The following is an 18,354-nucleotide window of genomic DNA, read 5'->3' on the forward strand; positions in this document are numbered from 1 at the left end:
GGTGATGGCACAGAACGGTGGTTTTGGAGGGTTCGGGGGTTTTGGAGGATTTGGCGGCTTCGGGGGGTTTGGGGGGGTTGGCGGCGCGGGCATGTTCACCGGGCTTGGCGGGTTTCTGGGTTCTGGGGATACGGGCGGACACGATCCGATGACGACAGCGGGTCTGCAGATCACGGCAGAAGGTCTGCACCATCTGACACTGGGGGTGGACCAGCCGGCCGTGGACGAGATGCCCATGAACGATACGGATAATTTCGACACCTGGGCCGCCTGGGTGCGCGGCAGTCTTTATGTGTCGGAGTTCGTGTCGGGGCTGTCGTACCAAGTCGACAAGGCGGCGCGCACAGCCGCGCTGAGCGTCGATGGCGCGATGGTGGCGCATTTCGTGAAACCGCAGCCGGACACACTGCGCGCACAAGGCAGGATCGTTGCGGATTATGCCGCGCTGCGCGCGGACCGCAGCGCCGAGATCGGATCGCAACTGGGGTTTCCCACCGCCTATTTTTCAATGTTGCTTGGGCTGAACGTGGCACGGCACAACAAGACCTACGAGCTGATCACAGCGACCCAAGTCGCCGCTGCCCATACCGCGATGATCATCAAGCATGCCCTTGCCGTGCGCCGCCCCGACCAGATGGATGCGGGAATCCTGCCAATGATTCCGACGCCGGGCCATGCGAGTTTCCCGTCCGCCCATGCGACCGAGGCTTATGCCGTGGCAACCGTGCTGCGGGCGCTGCTGCGCGAATGGGGGCATCTGTCGGATGGGGACGCCCGGGATAGGGTCCTGACGGGTCTGGCCGAGCGCATTGCCGTCAACCGCACCGTCGCCGGGGTGCATTACCCGATCGACAGCTGGGCTGGGGCGGCGCTGGGGCGGGTGGTCGGGCAGACCGTGCTTGCGCGGGCGAATGCGGGATGCGGAGGCGTGACGGCATTCCGGTATGACCCCGAGGCGGCCACTGCGACCCTGACCCCGGGGGCGGTTGATTTTGCCGATGTTGATTTTGCGCTACCACAGACGGCCGCAACATTTGGGATTGAAGAGACGGGCACGATTGCCCCGGCGCATCGTCCGGGCTTTTCCTGGCTCTGGCAGAAGGCCGTGAGCGAGAGGGGGCTTTAGTGTACGGGCCGCGGGAAACCCGGATAGACCGCTATACCGGACCTTATGAACGCTGGGTGTTTTCGCAGGAACTTGGGCGGTCTTTTGCCTTTCCGGCGATCCGCGATGGCGAGTTGCGCTACATGACCGCGCTGATGGAGCGGGGCGGCACCCTGTCGAATTGTGAACTGAGCGATCTTCGGATCCCGCCGCTTTGGGCGGGACTGCCAAAGCCCGAGGTTGTGCCCTTTGCCTTTCGCGTTGACACGGCGCCCGATGATGTCGGGCTGTCCCGCGCGATGTCGCGCCTTGGCGGGCCGCGCGTGAGGATGAATTTTCCCGTCGATCCTGCGGCCTGGACCGCAGAGTATGACGCGGGGGCAGCATCACAAGGCTGGACGCATGACCGCCCCGTGCCTTCGGTCGTGATCGGTGTCATCGATGATGGCCTGCCGTTCGCGCACCGGGCGTTTCTGAACGGACAGGGACAGACACGCGTCAGCAACGTCTGGCTGCAGGCGGCCCGGGCAGAGCCAAGCGCCGCCGTGCCGTTTGGTCGCGAGCTGACGAACGGGCAGATCGACGCGCTGCGCACCGCGCATCTGCCCCATGAGCGGGCGATTTACCGCGCGGCCGGCGCCGTAGATGCCGGTCTGCCCGAACTTGGCGGGGCCCTGCGCCACCACGGCACCCATGGTGGACACATGGCCGGAATCGCGGCGGGCAACGATCCCTTTGTCGGCGCGTCGCCGCTGCCGGACGGGGCCTGGATCGTCGGGGTACAGCTGCCCAACACGGTGGCTTGGGACACTTCGGGATTTGGCAAGGAGGCGTATATGCTGGCAGCGCTACATTACATCTTTGATCGTGCTGACCGGATCGCCGAGGGTTTCGGTGTCGGGATGCTGCCGCTTGTCGTGAATTTCAGCTATGGCTGGTCGGCCAACGGCCATGATGGCCAGACAGGTATCGAGCGGGCGATGGAGGATCTTTTGACGGCCAGGCGTGCGCGTCAGTCTCAAACCGCCATCGTCATGCCGACGGGCAACAACTTTGCGCAGGATATGCACGCCGCGATCCCGCCTGAGCGGCTTGGTGGGCCATTCCGTGTCGGATGGCAGATCCTGCCGGATGACCGGACCTCCTCTTACCTCGAAATCTGGTGGCCCGAGGGTTTTGATGCCAAGGGCTGGCGGGTCGAGATTGCCCCGCCAGAGGGGCATGGGCTGGACCGGCCAGCATTGCTGTCTGTCACGGCTGATCCAGCACTTGCTGGAGGCGATCCCCGGCGGTTCGACGAGATCGAGCAGGGCGGGCAGAACATCGGGCAGATCTCGGCGGATCGGCATCTTGGGCGGCGCTGGCGGGTGATGCTGGCGCTGATCCCTACGGTGACGGTCAGCGGCGATCCGCGGCGTGCGCCTGCCGGACGCTGGACGGTGACGCTTTGGCCCGGCAGCAATGTGCCGCAGGACCCTGTCGAGATCTGGGTCCAGCGCGATGACGATCCCGTGGCGCTGCACACGTTCGGACGACAGAGCAGGCTTGTGGATATGGCGGCAGAGGGCGCTACCCCGAGCGTGGTGACGGGCTTCGGGTGCTACAACGGCATAGGCTCAGCGCCATCGGTGACCCGCGTCGCGGGTCATTGCGGCACCAGCGGCAGCCCCGCAGCCTATTCGGGTGCGGGGAGGTTGGGATTTACGTCCGACGGCGTTGTTACGAGGGGAGTGGTTCCGACGCTGAGTGCCGTATCGGATCAGGGTCCGGCACGCCCGGGTCTGCCGTCCATCGGCGTTCTGTCAGGATCAGGCGCGCGGTTGCAAGGCACAAGTGCCGCCGCCGCATCCGTCACCCGGCTGATGGCCGCGAGTGTCGCATCTGGCGGTGCGCTCTTTGATGCGATGACGCCCATTCCGCAGAGTGAGACAGATGCCCGGCGCACCGCGCGGCAGGGGTCTGCCCTGGCCCCTGCGGTTTGTGGCAGACGTTTCGAAGGCTGAATATAGGGGCTGTACGGCAGGCCTGAGAGGCACCGGGACATTTTGATCGCCGGGATAGCTGGGGCGCTTCAAAACGCTCTGCGGCGCTCGTTTCCGAACGCCGCAGATACGCCCGCCTGGGGCACTGGAGGGTTCGTCAACCGACCGGGAGAGGAGCAGGTTGACCCGAGTGCATCACAGGGCGAAGGGCCTTTCGCAGAGCCTTGCAGCAGCACCCATCGAACCGTCGGGCGAAAGCTGCGGCGTGGCATCGGGGCGCGAACGGCTGAGAACCGCGCGGTGGAACTGGCTGTAGCTTCCGGTGAACCCGCCGCTGTTCCAGGTCTGCGAAATGTTGAAGGTGAAGAGCGAGAGGGGATTGCCCGCCGGGGTGGTCTGATGATCCATCGCGGCGGCAAAGGCGGTGAGGGTGCAGGCCAGTTCTTCGCGCTCCTTGTTGCCGACTGCGGTGCGGACTGAATCGTAGACCTGCTTGTTGCGCTCGTAGAACTGCGAGCCTTCGACGAATTTGGGCCCGCCAACGGTGCTGCGCGCGATAAGATCGGCAAAAACATCCGCTGTCTTCTCGATCAGCTCATCGGAGTGGGTGGGGAGTTTGACAAGTTCGGGATCTTCCCCATCAAGAGCTGCCTCAAGCGATTTCGAGGTGATGGGGATGAACGCCTTTGCCGCTTCCACGGGATCAACACCGGGCAAGGTCAGAGCAAGAGGGGCCTTCAGCATTTCGATGGATTTGGTGCGTTGGGCGATCCGTTCGACATCCGCCATGTCTGCGGGATCGGCGGCAACCATCTTGAATGCTGTTCCGGAATGGCAGCTGTCAAAGACCAGATGTATGCGCACGCCTTCCTTGAATTCGGTCAGGAGGGCATGGAGTTCGTCGTCGATGAGCATGCGGTCATGAAAACACAGCGTCTCGTCACGCCCGTCGCCTTCGTCGTCCGAGGACAGATTGGCGACCTGACTGCCATGACCTGAAAAGGTGATGAAAGCCACGTCGCCGGCAAAGAGGTTGGCCGCCGCATTGCGCATGAAGGATGCGAAATTGGCCGTGGTCGCCATTTCATTCTCAAGCCGGGTCGTTTCGTACTGCAGCCGCTGGGCGATCCGCTCCATCTCGCGGGCATCGTTGACACAGGAGGGCAGCGCCAGATCACCGCCGTAATGGTTGGGATCGACCTTATCTACGCCCACATGCAGGCTGACGCCCTGGGGCTTGCGGGCGGTTTCGCCTGCGAAGATGTCGTCGAGCTGGGTCAGCACTTGGCGCCCGACAACCCCGTCGGCGATCAGCCCGTAATCGCGTTGAAACGCCTCGACGGCGGCTTCGGTGCGGCGGCCAAAGGCGCCGTCGATTTCGGCACCGGCCATGTAGCCGTTGTTGAGCTCTGCAAGGGCCGTCTGGATCGCGACGATGGCGCCGCGTTCCCGTTCGCGCCTTGCGATCGGGGCTTCGTTGTTGGACGCCCGTTCGAGGCGTTTCGCGGCGGAGTCGGTGACGACGGTGGTGAAACGGTTGGCACGGAGCATGGTTGTTCCTCCTTCTGGGGCTGTCAAACGGGAGTGTTGGCGGGCCAGCGGTAGCTGGGGTTGGCATTTGGGGCTTGGGGCAGCGGGTCACACCCGAAGCCGACGACCCATATGGTCTGATCGCGCGGTGTAGGGGGCGGGTTGGCCGGTGGTGCATTGGTTGCGCGTGCAGCGATGAGGCTGCGGGCCAGTGTCAGACGCGTCTGGATCTGCGCCCCGTCGATCTTTTGCAGGAGGGGGTTGTGGAGCTGGACGATTTTGCCTGTCCTTAGCGGGCTGCTGACGACCGGCGCGCGGGCCGCCGGTTTTACGGTGCTGAGGGATGCGGCGATTGCGGGTCTGACCGAGGCCCTGGAGGGGAGAGGTTTGATTGTCGCGCTTGCAAGGACGTCTTTGCTCAGCACGGCGGCGGTGACGACGGGGGAGCGCGGTTGCATGGTGACGACCCCCGCGGCCGGCTTTGCGATCTGACCCATCACAAGCGGGACTGAGGTGCGCAAGACCACTGCGCGCCCGGGCTGAAGGGGGTTGGCGGGGCGTGGCGCGGGTGCTGGCCGCGGGTTTTCGAGCCGCAACTCTGCCTCTCTGACAAGGTAGACACGATTGGGAATGGCTGGCAGCACGCCCTTCGCGCCGGTGCCGTCCGAAACGCCGGAGCCGCTGAGGGTCCAGTCATCGGCGGCATAGATCGCTTCGGTCAGCCAGTCACGATGCAGCGACAGCACCGCGTAGCGAAAGCGAACGCTGCCCATGCGCGTGCCGACCCAGCTTTGCCAGGCGCGCAGACCGGCGGGACTGTGGTCAAGCGCACGCTGCAGGTCCTGCAGATCGACCTCGGCGTTGAGCCATCCGGCCTCATACACGGCTGATATCGGTGAAAAGCCCGTCATCGCATAGGGCAGACCTGCGGGATCCACAGGCAGGACCCCATCGACCCGCAGCCTGTCCGCATCAGCCAGCGGCAGGGTCGACCGGCCTGCCAGCCGCGTGATGGTCGCCTGCGCCGCCTCGATATCAAGTTTCGAGCCCTCTACGATCCAGGCCGTCATTGCCGCCGAGATCTCAAGATCAGAGGCGTCGGTTAGCACGAGGTCCGTGTAGCCATTGGAATGCTCTTGATAGAGACTGTAGCGCGCAGTCATCTGGGGAAGTCCGAGCGGACCTTCGGTGTAGAGCATTGCGCGGGCCGCGTCGAATTCGCGGGTCTCCCACTCGGTCCAGGCCCGCTCGGCGAAGATCATGCGCCGAATGATTTGGGCGTGGACATGCCATAGTGCGGTTGCAGCGAAAGGTTCAGCCGGCTGGTCCTTTTGCGCCGCAAAATTCACCATGCGGGAAAACTCTGCGACCCGGGCCATATCGGCCCCGTCCTGCGCCGATTCCAAGCGGGCCAGCGCCGTCTGATGGGGTGCCGAGGGCCATGATGCAAACCCCGCACCGTCGCAGTTGGCATGAAGCCACGCCGCGAGACCTATGTGGAGACCTGTCTGCATGACATCAGATCCAGTTCTTGATGTCGGGCGAAGGATCGGCGGTCTTGGGGAAAAGCGCGGACATGAAACCCAGCAGTTGCATCCCGTTCACCTTGATCGACGCGCCGTCATATTCGTAATTGCTTTTTGAGCTGCGGTTGGCCTGCTGGTAGCGGCCACCGATCACGAAGGGGCCGATGCCGACCAATCCGCCGCCCTGCGCCGTACTTTCCTGCGATTTCATGTACTTCACGATATCGCTGGAATAGATCCGCAGGTTGCGCAAAAAGAGCGCCTTGGTCGGATAGCCGATCAGCGCGCCATTCGGATTGCTGGTGCCGTCCGAATGCTTGTCGGTCTTGTAGTCGCGGACAAACGTATCATTCGGCTTCCAGCCACGCGACATGAAGAAGCTGGGCTCAAAGGCGAACCGCGCGATTTCAACGGTGGTGTATTCGAATTCGATACCGAAATCGGAACTGTCGAAATTGAAGGTTTTGGTGGTTTTGCCGCCGCCGCCGCCACCGCCGATGGTGAAGGCGCCCAGAGACAGACCAAACTGGCCCCCACCCGAACTGCTGCTGCTGCTGCGCTCGACCGTGCGTTTCAGCGAGCGTTCGGAAAAGTGCGACCAGCCGGAGGAGCGGGCAAATGCGCCGGGAATGATGCTTGCGGGGGAGAAGGAGTAGCCGTAAGCGCCGGTCGTGGAATTTTCCAGATCCAGAACGGTCTGCAGAAGCATGTCCTTCCACAGGACCATGGACTGACCGGTGATGTGGCTGATGGCTGCCTGAGCCCGCTCTATATCGTTCTTGTAACCGCGTGCGGTCCAGGCGCTCTGGGCCTGAAGCGCGCGCTGGCGATAGATGCCACCCGATCTCTGCCATTCGATAGCATCGGCGGCGGTGCCGCTACTGGCCCGCGCCAGACGCGAAGCGTAGTCGATCGCCGCCTCCTCGTAGGCCTGCTTGTATTTCATGTAGGCTTCCATGGCCGGGCTTGGCCGCGGTTCCATGGTTTTTTTGCCAGTCAGGAAATCCTCGACCTCTACCTGGATGGTCAGAAGGGCCTGCATTCGTTCCAGCAGCGCCTTTTCCTGAGGGGTCAGCGCATCGTCGGCCACTTTGCACAGCTTTAGCGTGTCCTTGTAAACGGTGCTGAGCTTGCGGTTGGACTGGCCATAGACGACCGAGATATGCTTGTGCTTGCCCGCGCTCTGGTCGGCCGCCCAGCCGGTGTCGGAGGGCGCTGGTTCGGAAACGGGGATGAAATCCACCAGCCGCGACCACTGTTCCCAGCACCCCAGAAGGTGCTGCTGATACATGCGCTTGGCCTCTTCGAGGGCGTCCTGGGGGCTCATGCCCATCGGGCGCGCCTCGGCGTCGCCCGCGTCAGGGTCATCGTTCTCTTTCGGGCCGCTGAGCGTTTCCACCAATTCGCGGAAATCCTCGAGGTTTAATTGCGTCGGCCCGGCATAGGGGCCAGCGATGGCAAAATCAAAGAAGCTCTCGTCGATCGGCATCCCGGGGGAGAGAAAGTTGAGCTTCATGTTGGCGGGCAACGGCAGGTCCGCGGTGCCACCTGTCAGCCCTTCGTAAAGCTTGTTGATGACGTATCCCATCAGGTCTTCGAGTTTCATTGTTTCCCCTCCTGGCATCTGCCGCCGACACGGCGGTTCTGTCTGGAAGGACGATGCCCGCGAACGACCGTGAATGCGCGTGAGTTAAATGTGAACTTGAAATTCACACCTTCTCAATCTGTCCGCGGTATCCCGATTTGGGTCCCGGAAGATGCTGACAGGCCATTTTGACCTGTATGGATATTTCTATTTAATTTTTGATAGTTAAGAGCGAATCCTGCGCCAAAGGAGGCTCAACAGCGAACAGAGATTCCCCCGCAAATTCAGACAGAGTGCAGCGCGCATCGCCTTGGCGCGCAGGCTTTGTCCTTGCGCGACGGTCGATATGCCCTGTCCGTGGTACGGGGTTCGAATGTGCTGATTGCCGCGAGAACTGACCCGGCATTGGTGGCGGGATTTGGTCGTCCGCCGGTCGTCGCTTCCCGAAAGAGCGTCACGATTGTGATTTTGGCGAAAGGCACAACTGCCGAACGACGTGCAAGCGTGTACGCAGCGGCGGGATCATTCCGCTGCGCCTAGAGCATCCCGCCTGAAACTTGAATCCCTTTTTCGCTGTCTGTCGGCTGCGCCTCTAACGCGAAATGCGATGAGTGTGTTTCAGGTTAAAGGCGGGACGCTTTAAGTCAGAGAAGGCTGTTCTGCATCAGCTCAGCTTGATGCAGAAATGCTTCCTGACTGGCTTTTCGATCGTCCATGTGCCCTTGAAACCGGGTTCGACGGTGAACGCATCGCCCGGCTGCAGGGTCACCGGGGCGCCGCCTTCGGGCGTGATGGTGATCTGACCTTCGATCAAATGCACGAACTCGTAAAACTTGTAGCTCGTGTGCCAGGTACCAAGGGTTGCTTCCCAAGTCCCGCTGATCACGCTGCCGTCGATGGAGGTATGCTGGACCCATGTCTTCATGGTCGGGTTGCCCTCGATCTTAGTCCAACCTTCAAGATCGGTCATCATTGGGTCGGGGCCCGGTGCGGGAAAACGGAAAACCATATCGCTCATGTCAGTCCCTTTAAGATTGCGCTTTGGTCGTGGATTCGTCGTAGGGTGCTTGCGGTAAGCTGGCAAGGGACAACGATGCGGCTTGCTTTTCTTGCGGAAATTGGCGGCGGGAAAGCCCGCCTGTGACACGTCGGCCTGCCAGCTGAAACGGCTGGAAAAGACGCAATGAATGACTGATGACTGTAACCGGCATGGCCAGGATGCAGGAAATAGTGGAGAGGGGACGAGCATGTTGATCCGCGAAGCAGAGCCATCAGACGCCGAGCATCTGGTGCGCTTCATCAATATGGCGGCGGATGATCTCCCGCTGCATTTCTGGCAGAAATCGGTCGGCGCTGATGGGGATGCCTGGGCCTATGGCCGGGAGCGGGCCACGCGGGAAACCGGCAGTTTTTCGTATCGCAACGCATCGCTTGCCGAAGTGGACGGCAAGGTTGCGGCCTGCCTTCTGGGTTATCCCGCCGAGGGTGAGCCGGGGCCGATTGATCCGGACACGCCTGCGATCTTCGTCCCTCTGCTTGAACTCGAAGCGCTTGCGCCAGGGTCTTGGTATCTGAACGTGCTTGCGACTTATGAACCGTTTCGCGGCAAGGGGTTGGGCAGCGCCCTTCTGGTCTATGCTGAAGAGGTGGCGCGACGCACAGGATGCGGGACAATCAGCCTGATTGCCGAGGACACGCATCCGGACGCACTGCGCCTTTATGCGGCCAAGGGCTATCGCGAGATTGCCCGACGTCCGGTTGTAAAGGGCGATTGGCACGTCGATGCAAAGGAATGGATCCTGTTTGCGAAATCTGTCGGTTGAGCCAGCGCAGGGTTTGTGGACGCGATCAGATCGTGGTGCTGTCACGTTGACCGGTCAGGGCATGTAGTCAGAACAGGCGCTGTCGGCCCCAGCGTTCCTGACGTCGCATGTCCGCAGTCAGTTACAGCTGAAGGATGACCCGAACACTCTAAGGGGCTTCAATGTGGCCTCAGCTGCTCTGTCCAGAGGGCCGTGCGTGCCAGTAGCGCAATATCGCCCGGTTACCAAACTGTCATGAAAGCGAAACGAAACTGTCAAAGGTCGCGCATAAGGGTCGCCCAGCAAACAATAATATATTGTCAAAGGGACAATCGATATGATGAAGACCGCGGCCACAACGATCGCACTTACCCTGACCGCTTCTTCGGTCATGGCTCAGACCAATATCAGCTGGTGGCACGGCATGGGCGGCCGCAACGGCGAGGTGATCAACGAAATCTCGCAAATGTTCAACGAAGCGCAGTCTGAATGCGTGCTGACGCCGGTATCGCGCGGAACCTATGAAGAGGCCCTGTCCTCTGGTATCGCCGCCTTCCGCTCGGGCGAACAGCCCAACATCCTGCAGGTGTTCGACGCAGGTGCCGCGACAATCATCGCCGCCAAAGGTGCTACGATCCCGGCAGAGGATCTGATCACCGGTGCTGGCGAAGAGTTCAACCGCGACGCGTTCATCGCAGGCGTGCGCAATTTCTATGCCGACAGCGACGGCAAGTTCGTCGGCATGCCGTTCAACTCGTCTGCGCCGATCATGTACTACAACACCGAAGCCTTCGAGAAGGCCGGTGTCGCGCCGCCGAAGACCTGGGAAGAGTTCGAAGCGATTGCGCCGGCTCTGAAAGAGGCGGGCTATACGCCCATGACAGCGTCGCAGCTGACCTGGATGATGGTCGAGAATTTCAAATCGCGCAACAACCAGCAGTTCGCGACGAACAACAACGGTTATGATGCGATCGAAGGCACCGAGATCATCGTCACCGACGAAAATCAGGTGATGATGTTCGAAAAGCTGAAGGATTGGGCCGACAAAGGTCTGTTCGGGTTCTACGGCGCGGGCTGGGCTGACAACCTCAAGCCGTTCGAGGAAGGCCAGTCCGCCATGTGGATCGGGTCGTCCGGGTCTTTCGGTGGATTGCAGAAATCGACCGGTTTCGAATTCTCGGCGGTTCCCATGCCGTATTGGGATGCGATCGAAGGTGCGGGCACGCAAAGCTTTATCGGCGGGGCAGCCCTGTTCGCGATGTCGGGCAAGTCCGAGGAAGAGAACACCTGCACCGCGCAGTTCTTCACCTTCCTGACCTCGCCCGAGACCCAGGTGTTCTATCACAAGGCCACCGGATATGTGCCGATCACCGAAGCCGCTTATGAGCTGGCCAAGAGCCAAGGCTATTACGACGAGCAGCCGGTGGCCGAAGTCGGCATCCAGCAGTTGATGCTGAAGGGTGGCGAATGGTCCAAGGGGTACCGTATGGGGTTCTACCCGCAGATCCGCACGGTGATGGAGCGCGAGTTCAACCGCATCTTCTCGGGTGAAGTGAGTGTCAAGGACGGCTTCCAGATCATCGAGGACGAAGGCAACCAGCTTCTGGCGCGCTTTGCAAAGACATCTGGCTGAAACACGGCCTGCTTTAACGGCGGGGATCCGGGCAGACGCCCGGGGCCCCGCTTCGTATTTGGACCTGCGCGTGGCGGGTCAGCGCCGCCCTGCCAATCCTCCGCCCCTTACCTCAAGATCGGCTTGCCAAGTGACCGACTCCCCCCTCCGCACCACACTTCCGAATGGCGCGCTTCTGTCGCGCCTGCGCGCGTGGTATAGCGCCGATACGCCGAACCCGGCAAAGCGCGTTCAGTTCGACCGCCCGCTAACGCCCTGGCTTTTCCTGCTGCCACAACTTGCCGTCGTAGTGATCTTTTTCTACTGGCCCTCGGTGCAGGCTGTCACATCGTCCTTCTATATCGAAGATCCCTTTGGTTTTGGCTCTACTTTTGTGGGCACCGAAAACTACACCGATGCGCTGACATCCAGTCAGTACGCCAGCACCGCCATGTTCACAGCGTTCTTCTGTGTGATGGTGACAGGGCTGTCGCTGGGGATCGGGCTTTTGCTGGCGGTCAAGGCTGACAAGGTGATCCGCGGCGCGGCCACCTACAAGACCCTGCTGATTTCGGTCTATGCGATCGCACCACCGGTGGCCGGTCTGATCGGGATGATGTTCTTTGACATGCACATCGGCCCGCTGACCGATCTGGCCGCCTTTTTCGGCCACGACCTGCGGGTTGGCATAAATTACTGGGATACTGCTTTTGCGCTGATCACCATCTCTGTCTGGAAGCAGATCCCCTATAACTTCATCTTTTTCCTGTCGGGCCTGCAATCCGTGCCGGTTTCGGTGCGGGAGGCCGCGCTGATCGATGCGCAATCCGGATGGCGGCGGTTCTGCGACGTGACCCTGCCGCTGCTGGCGCCTACGGCCTTTTTCCTGCTGGTGATCAACATCACCTACGCGATGTTCGACACCTTTCCGATCATCGACGTGGTGGTGAAGGACAAGCCGGCGAACAACCCGATCACGCTGGTCTACAAGGTCTATCTGGACGGGTTCAAAGGCAACGACATCGGCGGGTCTTCGGCGCAGTCCGTGATCCTGATGGTGGTGGTGGCGGCGCTGACGGTGCTGCAATTCCGCTTTCTTGAACGCCGCGTCCATTACGGGTGACATGATGCAGAGAATAAAACCTTTCGACCACCTGATCCTGATCATCGGCGCGCTTTTCCTGATTGCGCCGGTCGTGATGGCGTTCATGTCCTCGACGCACAGTGCGATAGATATCCATTCCAACGGGCTCTATTTCACGCCGGGGAGTGATGCCGTCGGAACCTATGGCAAGGTCCTGACCCACCGGGGCGGATTCACCGGAGATGTCACCGGGATGCGGATGCTGATGAACTCGATGATCATGGGTCTCGGCTTTGCGGTGGGCAAGATCGTGCTGTCGATGATGGCAGCCTATGCGCTGGTCTATTTCCGGTTCCGCTTTGCAACATTGCTGTTCTGGATGATTTTCACCACGCTGCTGCTGCCGCTGGAAGTGCGCATCATGCCGTCCTATCAGGTGATGTCGACGCTTGGTCTGCTCAACAGCTATACCGGCCTGATTGTGCCATTGCTGGCCTCGGCCACGGGAACGTTTTTTTTCCGCCAGTTTTTCCGTTCGATCCCGGACGAGATGCTGGAAGCGGCACGGATCGACGGCGCGGGCCCATACAAGTTCTTCATCGACATTCTGGTCCCGCTGTCGCGCACGATGATGGCGGCGATCTTCATCATCATGTTCATCTACGGCTGGAACCAGTACTTGTGGCCGCTGCTGATGACCACGGATGAGAGTTTCTACACCCTGATGCGGGGGATCAAGTCGATCCTGCAAGTCTGGATCGGCAGTCAGATCCCCGATTACAACGAAGCCTTTGCCCTGGCGGTGCTGGCGATGATCCCCCCGGTTGCGGTGGTGGTGATCTTCCAGCGCATGTTCATCAAGGGCCTGACCGAAAGCGACAAATAATGGCACATCTCTCACTCAGGAACGTCGGCAAGACCTATGCGGGCGGGAACCAGCCGGCAGTCTGCGGGATCAACATCGAGATCGCGGATGGGGAATTCATCGTTCTCGTCGGCCCGTCTGGCTGTGGAAAATCAACGCTTTTGCGGATGGTCGCCGGGCTTGAGACGACCACTGACGGCGAAATCCGCATCGGCGAGAGGGTGGTCAACACGCTTGACCCGGCCGAACGCGACATCGCAATGGTGTTCCAGAACTATGCGCTTTACCCGCATATGACGGTGCGCGACAACATGGCCTACGGGCTGAAGAACCGTGGCGCGTCCAAGGCCACCATCACCGAGCGGGTGAACGAAGCCTCGCGCATGCTTGAGCTGGGGCCATACCTTGACCGAAAACCCCGTGCCCTGTCGGGTGGCCAGCGCCAGCGCGTTGCCATGGGCCGTGCCATCGTGCGCCAGCCTGCGGCCTTTCTGTTCGACGAGCCGCTGTCTAACCTTGACGCCAAATTGCGTGTCTCGATGCGGATGGAGATCCGCAAGCTGCAGAAACGGCTTGGCACGACCTCGCTTTACGTGACGCATGACCAGCTTGAGGCGATGACGCTGGCAGACCGTCTTGTGGTTCTGAACCAGGGGAAGATCGAACAGATCGGCGCCCCGCTTGAGATTTATCGCAAACCTGCATCCACGTTTGTCGCGTCGTTCATCGGGGCGCCGGCGATGAGCCTGCTTGACGCCTTTATCGAGAATGGCGCGATCACGCTGGAAGGGCATGTCCTCGCCCAGATCGGCAACATGGCCGGTCCGGTCACTCTGGGCCTGCGCGCCGAGGATCTGCGCATCGCAAAGGAGGGTTTGCCGATGATGGTCGAGCATGTCGAGGAGCTGGGCGCGCAGCGCATTGTTCACGGCACCATCGGCGCGCAGACGCTGGCGGTGATCGATACGGGCGAGGCGGCGGTGCAGGGCGCGGTCCGCGTGGCCATCGACCCGGACAGGTTGCATCTCTTCGATACGACGACGGGCCAGCGGATCGAGAGCAAACGTCAAACCGCGCGTGAGCTTGCGCTATGATACGGGACACTGTGTCCGACCTGCCGGTTCCTGGGGCGGCAGAGCTGGCGCTGCACGGCCTTTCGCGGGATGTCGACACCCACGATGCGCATATGGCTGGCGTGCCCGGGATGAATTTGATCGAGGTGGGGGGGAGGCCCGGCGTTGCATCGCTGGCGCTTCCGATCACGGTTGGAGCTTGGAATCTGGAGCGCTGCCTGTTTCCCGAGGCGTCGGCGCGCCAGGTTGCAGATTGTAACGTGCTGCTGGTCTCGGAGATGGACCACGGCATGGCCCGCACCGCACAGCGCAATACGACCCGCGACGTCGCTGCGACACTTGGCATGGGCTATGCCTACGGCGTGGAGTTTCTGGAGCTTGGCCTTGGTTCTTCCACGGAGCGTGAATTCTGCGTCGATGACCACAATGCGCGCGGCTATCACGGCAATGGCCTCATGGCGAAAACCGGGCTGCGCTCGCCGTTTGCCGTCAGGCTATACGGCAAACGTCAGTGGTTTTCCGATGCCGAACAACCGCGTCTTGGAGAACGCATCGCTGTCGGTGCGATCATACCCACCGAAGCCGGGCCGTTCCTTGCCGTCTCGACCCATCTTGAAAGCGCATGCGGACCCGACCATCGCGCGGCGCAGGTTCAGGGCCTTCTGGCAGTGATTGATGCCGAGTTTGCGGGGCTGCCCTGTCTTATCGGCGGCGATCTGAATACGGGAAATCACAATGACGGCGACTGGCGCGCCGAAGGTCTGTTCGACCTTGCCCGCGCCGCCGGTTTCACAGCCCATGGCGGGGCGGAAGATCAGGCCACGACACGGCCCAGCCTGATCACGCGATGGCCAGACCGGGCGATGAAGCTGGACTGGTTTCTGGCCCGCGGGCTGCGGATCGGCGACACCGAGATCCGCTCCTCTCTGGATGAAACCGGCCGCCCGCTTTCAGATCACGATGTGATCGTGACACAAGTTCTGGGCTTGATTTAGGCAGAGCCTGATCGAGAGGATCCTTTTGTCACGCTGACGCCCCCGAGAGCGTTCGCGTTGCCAATTACTCTTGGCTGTAGATGCGTTCACCCTGAGTTCAGAAGTTGCCGTCAGTGCGCCGCACCTACGTGGCTGACGCCCGCCGCTGTCGGAGTGTGGCCGTGCTGCCTGGCGGGTCGACAGGACAACACCCTGGAACGTATGTGATAAATCCCGCTCAGCAGATCCAGCCGCTGAGCGGGAACGCTCTTGAGGATCAGCCGGGCAACCAGAGCGCCAATTGCGGGAAGAGTATCAGCAGTACAACCAACAGCAACGAGCAACCGATAAAGGGGAATGCGGCCGTGTAGATTTCGCGCATGGTGGTTTCAGGCGGCGAGACCCCCTTCATCACGAACAGAAGCAGGCCGAAAGGCGGTGTGGTAAAGCTGATTTCAAGTGCCAGCAGCATGATCAGGCCGAACCAGACAGGGTCAAACCCGAGCGAGGCGGCCAGCGGAAAGAAGATCGGCACGGTCAGCAGCATCATTGAAATCTGCTCCATGAACATGCCCAGGATCAGCAGCACCCCGAACATCACCAGCAACATGGAAATCGGTGCCAGATCAAAGGATGTGGCCCAGTGGATTAACCCGGAAGAGGCGCCGGAAAACGCCAGAAGCTGGCTGAAGGTCGCGGATCCGAAAACGATCAGATAGGCCATCAGCGTGACTTTAAGCGCGCCGATCACGGAATTCTTGATCGCCTCGACGGTCAGGCAGCGAAAGACCGCAGCAAGGATCAGCACACCCAGCGCGCCGAAGGCCGCAGCCTCGGACGGTGTGAAGAAACCGCTGATCATCCCGATCACCGTCAGCACCATCACGCCCATCATAGGCACCACATCGCGCAGGACCAGCATCAGCTTGGCCGATATCGGCATCGGCGACACCTCATAAGCCGGGGCGGCGTCGGGATCGATCTTGGTCTGGACATAGATCAGCCCAATGTACAAACAGGCAAGGATCAGGCCCGGAATGATCCCTGCAATCAGCAATGCGCCTACATCAATCTGTGCCAGCGTCGCCAGCAGCACGGCCAGCGCCGAGGGCGGGATAATGATGGCAAGGCCGCCGGTGCCGAGGATCGGGCCGATGCTCATGTGTTTCTTGTAGCCGCGCTTGTTCATCTCGGGGACCATGAGGCTGCCGAGCAGCGCGGTCGAGCCCATCGAAGACCCAGAAAGCGTCGAAAATCCGGTGCCGCCGATCACGGTGACATAGCTCAGTCGGCCGGGAAGCTTGCCCAGCAGACGGTCTATGGCATTGAACATGCGTTCGCCAAGGCCGGTGTAGAAAAAGATCTCGCCCATCAGCAGGAAAAGCGGGATCGGCACCAGCGCAAAACTCGTCAGCGATCCAAGCCCATTGTTGAGCAGCTGGCTGATGCCCCGCTCGCCCCCCATAAAGATCCAGGCACCGAGGATGTTGGCGGCAAGAAAGGCCAATGCCACGGGCATCCCAAGGGCCATCAGGAACATGATGGAGCCGAGGAGCAGCCCCAATGCTTCGTACCAGTCCATTATTCGTGTACTCCGGCCTGGCCCGAATGCAGCAATTCCTTGCCAAAGACGAAGCGTGCAAATTCAACAGCCATCAGGCTGAAACAGATGGGAAATGAGATCGTGAGCATCCAGCGCGGAAAGTAGTAGGCCCGCACGTCATAGTCATTGCGCGCGATATTGGTCAGAACCAGCTCCAGCCCTTTCCAGGCGAGGATCAGCGAAACCCCCACACAGGCAAGTGCTACACCACGCGAGACGAGGCGTTGCATCGCAGCTGGCAGGGTCGCTGTGACCAATTCGATATGAACGTGGCCCTTTTCACGGACCAGCCAGGGCGCCCCCAGCATGGTGAGATAAAGCACCGCATATTCAGAAGATGTGAACAGCCATGCATAGGGCTGGAACCCCGCATTGCGCATCAACACAGAGATGACGATCGAGACCATCAGCCATATCAGCATGGCAGCGGCCACGGATGCCATCGCATAGAGAACCGTATCGTAGGCTCGGGTCAGCAGGCGCATGACCACTCCTTTCCGGGTGCAGACGGGCGTGCGGCCCCACTGGGCCGCACATCATCGGATTACTTGTCGGCGTCGGCGTCGTAGAAATGGCTGATCAGCGTGTCGTAATTGCCATCACCCTGAGGGGCTTCAGCCATCAGGCCCTTCATGCGATCCCAGGTCTTTTCGCGCGCCGCGGCGAGGTAGTTTGTCGCGGCGGCGCCTTCGAGGGTGATCACCTGCATGCCGCCAGCTTCGAGCGCTGCAAAGTCCTCGTCACGTTTTGCACGCATTTCTTCGACGCTGGATTTTTCATGGGCGATGGCGACATCCTGAAGGATTTTCTTGGATTCGTCGGACAGGGAGTCCCATTTTTCAAGATTCACGATCACGCCCAGATCGGTGGAGAAGAAGCAGGGCTCGATCCGGTAGTTCAGGAACTCGTTCCATTTCAGATCGATCAGGCCGATCTGGGTCCAGCCGGTGGCATCTACCACGCCACGCTCGAGGCCAGCAAACACGTCCGTGGTCGACAGATCGATGACCTGCGCGCCCAGGTAGTCCTTGAAAAAGGCGTTGTAGACCGCATTGCCGCGCAGCTTCAGCCCGCTGATGTCCAGATTGCCCTCTGCATCCAGCTTCGGCGCGTCCTTGGTCCAGAGGTTGTAGCAGACACCGGAATCAAACCAGCCAAGATACTTCACGCCCATCTTTTCCTGATGGATCTGGTCGATCAGCGCGATCCCGCCATTGGCGCGGGCCTCGACGGCGGTGATGTTGGACGCCACAAGAGCGTCCTTTTCAGGCACGGTGCCGCCATAGAAGGAGCTGGCCGTGTAGACCATGTCGACAATACCGTCGCGCACGGCATCAGCTTGCTGGAACATGCCGATCGCTTCGGGTCCGCCGCGCACGTCGATGCGCACAACACCTTGGCCGGCCTCGTTCACCTCATCGACGAACTTAAGAAAGCTCTTGGTGTAAATCAGCGTCTCGGGGAAGGCGTGAACGGCAGAGATCGTATCTTCGGCCTGAGCGGCGCCTGCTGCAGTGAGGCTGCCGAGCGCGATGGACGCAGCTGCCAGGCCTTTGATGACTGTGTATTTCATTTGGGTCTCCTTGTTGTAAGCCGGTTCAAAGCCGACGTTG

The 18,354-nt window shown here is 60.9% G+C and carries 15 protein-coding genes; 8 read left to right on the forward strand and 7 right to left on the reverse strand.

Annotated elements, in window-relative coordinates:
* Positions 1-4: 4 nt before the first annotated feature.
* The gene (locus P775_RS01030; RefSeq protein WP_218967598.1) at positions 5-1,126 is read left to right on the forward strand and encodes a phosphatase PAP2 family protein; all 1,122 of its coding nucleotides are present in this window, start codon (positions 5-7) and stop codon (positions 1,124-1,126) included.
* Positions 1,126-3,108 (forward strand): S8/S53 family peptidase, encoded by a 1,983-nt coding sequence (locus P775_RS01035; protein WP_099909218.1) that lies wholly within the window; start codon positions 1,126-1,128, stop codon positions 3,106-3,108. The genes P775_RS01030 and P775_RS01035 overlap by 1 nt, the downstream gene beginning before the upstream one ends.
* 174 nt (positions 3,109-3,282) lie before the next feature.
* Here the strand turns inward: P775_RS01035 and P775_RS01040 are convergent, their stop codons facing one another.
* The 4 genes from P775_RS01040 to P775_RS01055 all read right to left on the reverse strand — a co-directional run bounded on the left by P775_RS01040 (position 3,283) and on the right by P775_RS01055 (position 8,746).
* Complete coding sequence (locus P775_RS01040; protein ID WP_099909219.1) at positions 3,283-4,638, reverse strand: caspase family protein; 1,356 nt, start codon at positions 4,636-4,638, stop codon at positions 3,283-3,285.
* A gap of 23 nt (positions 4,639-4,661) precedes the next feature.
* Positions 4,662-6,131: a hypothetical protein gene (locus P775_RS01045; RefSeq protein ID WP_099909220.1), complete on the reverse strand. Its 1,470-nt coding sequence runs from the start codon at positions 6,129-6,131 to the stop codon at positions 4,662-4,664.
* A 4-nt stretch (positions 6,132-6,135) separates the two neighbouring features.
* Positions 6,136-7,749 (reverse strand): hypothetical protein, encoded by a 1,614-nt coding sequence (locus P775_RS01050; protein WP_099909221.1) that lies wholly within the window; start codon positions 7,747-7,749, stop codon positions 6,136-6,138.
* 643 nt (positions 7,750-8,392) lie between these two features.
* The gene (locus P775_RS01055; RefSeq protein ID WP_099909222.1) at positions 8,393-8,746 is read right to left on the reverse strand and encodes a cupin domain-containing protein; all 354 of its coding nucleotides are present in this window, start codon (positions 8,744-8,746) and stop codon (positions 8,393-8,395) included.
* A 229-nt stretch (positions 8,747-8,975) separates the two neighbouring features.
* Between P775_RS01055 and P775_RS01060 the strand changes: the two genes are divergently transcribed.
* From P775_RS01060 to P775_RS01085, 6 genes are all read left to right on the forward strand, one after another.
* A complete protein-coding gene (locus P775_RS01060) occupies positions 8,976-9,551 on the forward strand; it encodes a GNAT family N-acetyltransferase (protein WP_180287270.1) in 576 nt (191 codons plus the stop codon).
* A gap of 316 nt (positions 9,552-9,867) precedes the next feature.
* Positions 9,868-11,163: an extracellular solute-binding protein gene (locus P775_RS01065; RefSeq protein ID WP_099909224.1), complete on the forward strand. Its 1,296-nt coding sequence runs from the start codon at positions 9,868-9,870 to the stop codon at positions 11,161-11,163.
* A gap of 184 nt (positions 11,164-11,347) precedes the next feature.
* Positions 11,348-12,265: an ABC transporter permease subunit gene (locus P775_RS01070; protein WP_425439869.1), complete on the forward strand. Its 918-nt coding sequence runs from the start codon at positions 11,348-11,350 to the stop codon at positions 12,263-12,265.
* 4 nt (positions 12,266-12,269) lie between these two features.
* Positions 12,270-13,112: a sn-glycerol-3-phosphate ABC transporter permease UgpE gene (ugpE, locus tag P775_RS01075; protein WP_099909260.1), complete on the forward strand. Its 843-nt coding sequence runs from the start codon at positions 12,270-12,272 to the stop codon at positions 13,110-13,112.
* On the forward strand, positions 13,112-14,185 hold the full coding sequence (ugpC, locus tag P775_RS01080; RefSeq protein ID WP_099909226.1) for a sn-glycerol-3-phosphate ABC transporter ATP-binding protein UgpC: 1,074 nt from the start codon (positions 13,112-13,114) through the stop codon (positions 14,183-14,185). The genes ugpE and ugpC overlap by 1 nt, the downstream gene beginning before the upstream one ends.
* Positions 14,182-15,159, forward strand: coding sequence for an endonuclease/exonuclease/phosphatase family protein (locus tag P775_RS01085; protein ID WP_099909227.1), 978 nt, complete (start codon positions 14,182-14,184; stop codon positions 15,157-15,159). The genes ugpC and P775_RS01085 overlap by 4 nt, the downstream gene beginning before the upstream one ends.
* 256 nt (positions 15,160-15,415) lie before the next feature.
* Here the strand turns inward: P775_RS01085 and P775_RS01090 are convergent, their stop codons facing one another.
* From P775_RS01090 to dctP, 3 genes are read right to left on the reverse strand one after another with little or no spacing between them, the layout of a single operon-like run.
* Positions 15,416-16,720 (reverse strand): TRAP transporter large permease, encoded by a 1,305-nt coding sequence (locus P775_RS01090; RefSeq protein ID WP_099909228.1) that lies wholly within the window; start codon positions 16,718-16,720, stop codon positions 15,416-15,418.
* Positions 16,720-17,226, reverse strand: coding sequence for a TRAP transporter small permease (locus P775_RS01095; RefSeq protein WP_099909229.1), 507 nt, complete (start codon positions 17,224-17,226; stop codon positions 16,720-16,722). Before P775_RS01095 ends, P775_RS01090 begins: the two co-directional genes overlap by 1 nt.
* Before the next feature lie 59 nt (positions 17,227-17,285).
* Positions 17,286-18,314 (reverse strand): TRAP transporter substrate-binding protein DctP, encoded by a 1,029-nt coding sequence (dctP, locus tag P775_RS01100; RefSeq protein WP_099909230.1) that lies wholly within the window; start codon positions 18,312-18,314, stop codon positions 17,286-17,288.
* Between the last annotated feature and the right edge of the window lie 40 nt (positions 18,315-18,354).

It is taken from the genome of Puniceibacterium antarcticum (assembly GCF_002760615.1).
Classification (GTDB): Bacteria; Pseudomonadota; Alphaproteobacteria; order Rhodobacterales; family Rhodobacteraceae; genus Puniceibacterium; species Puniceibacterium antarcticum.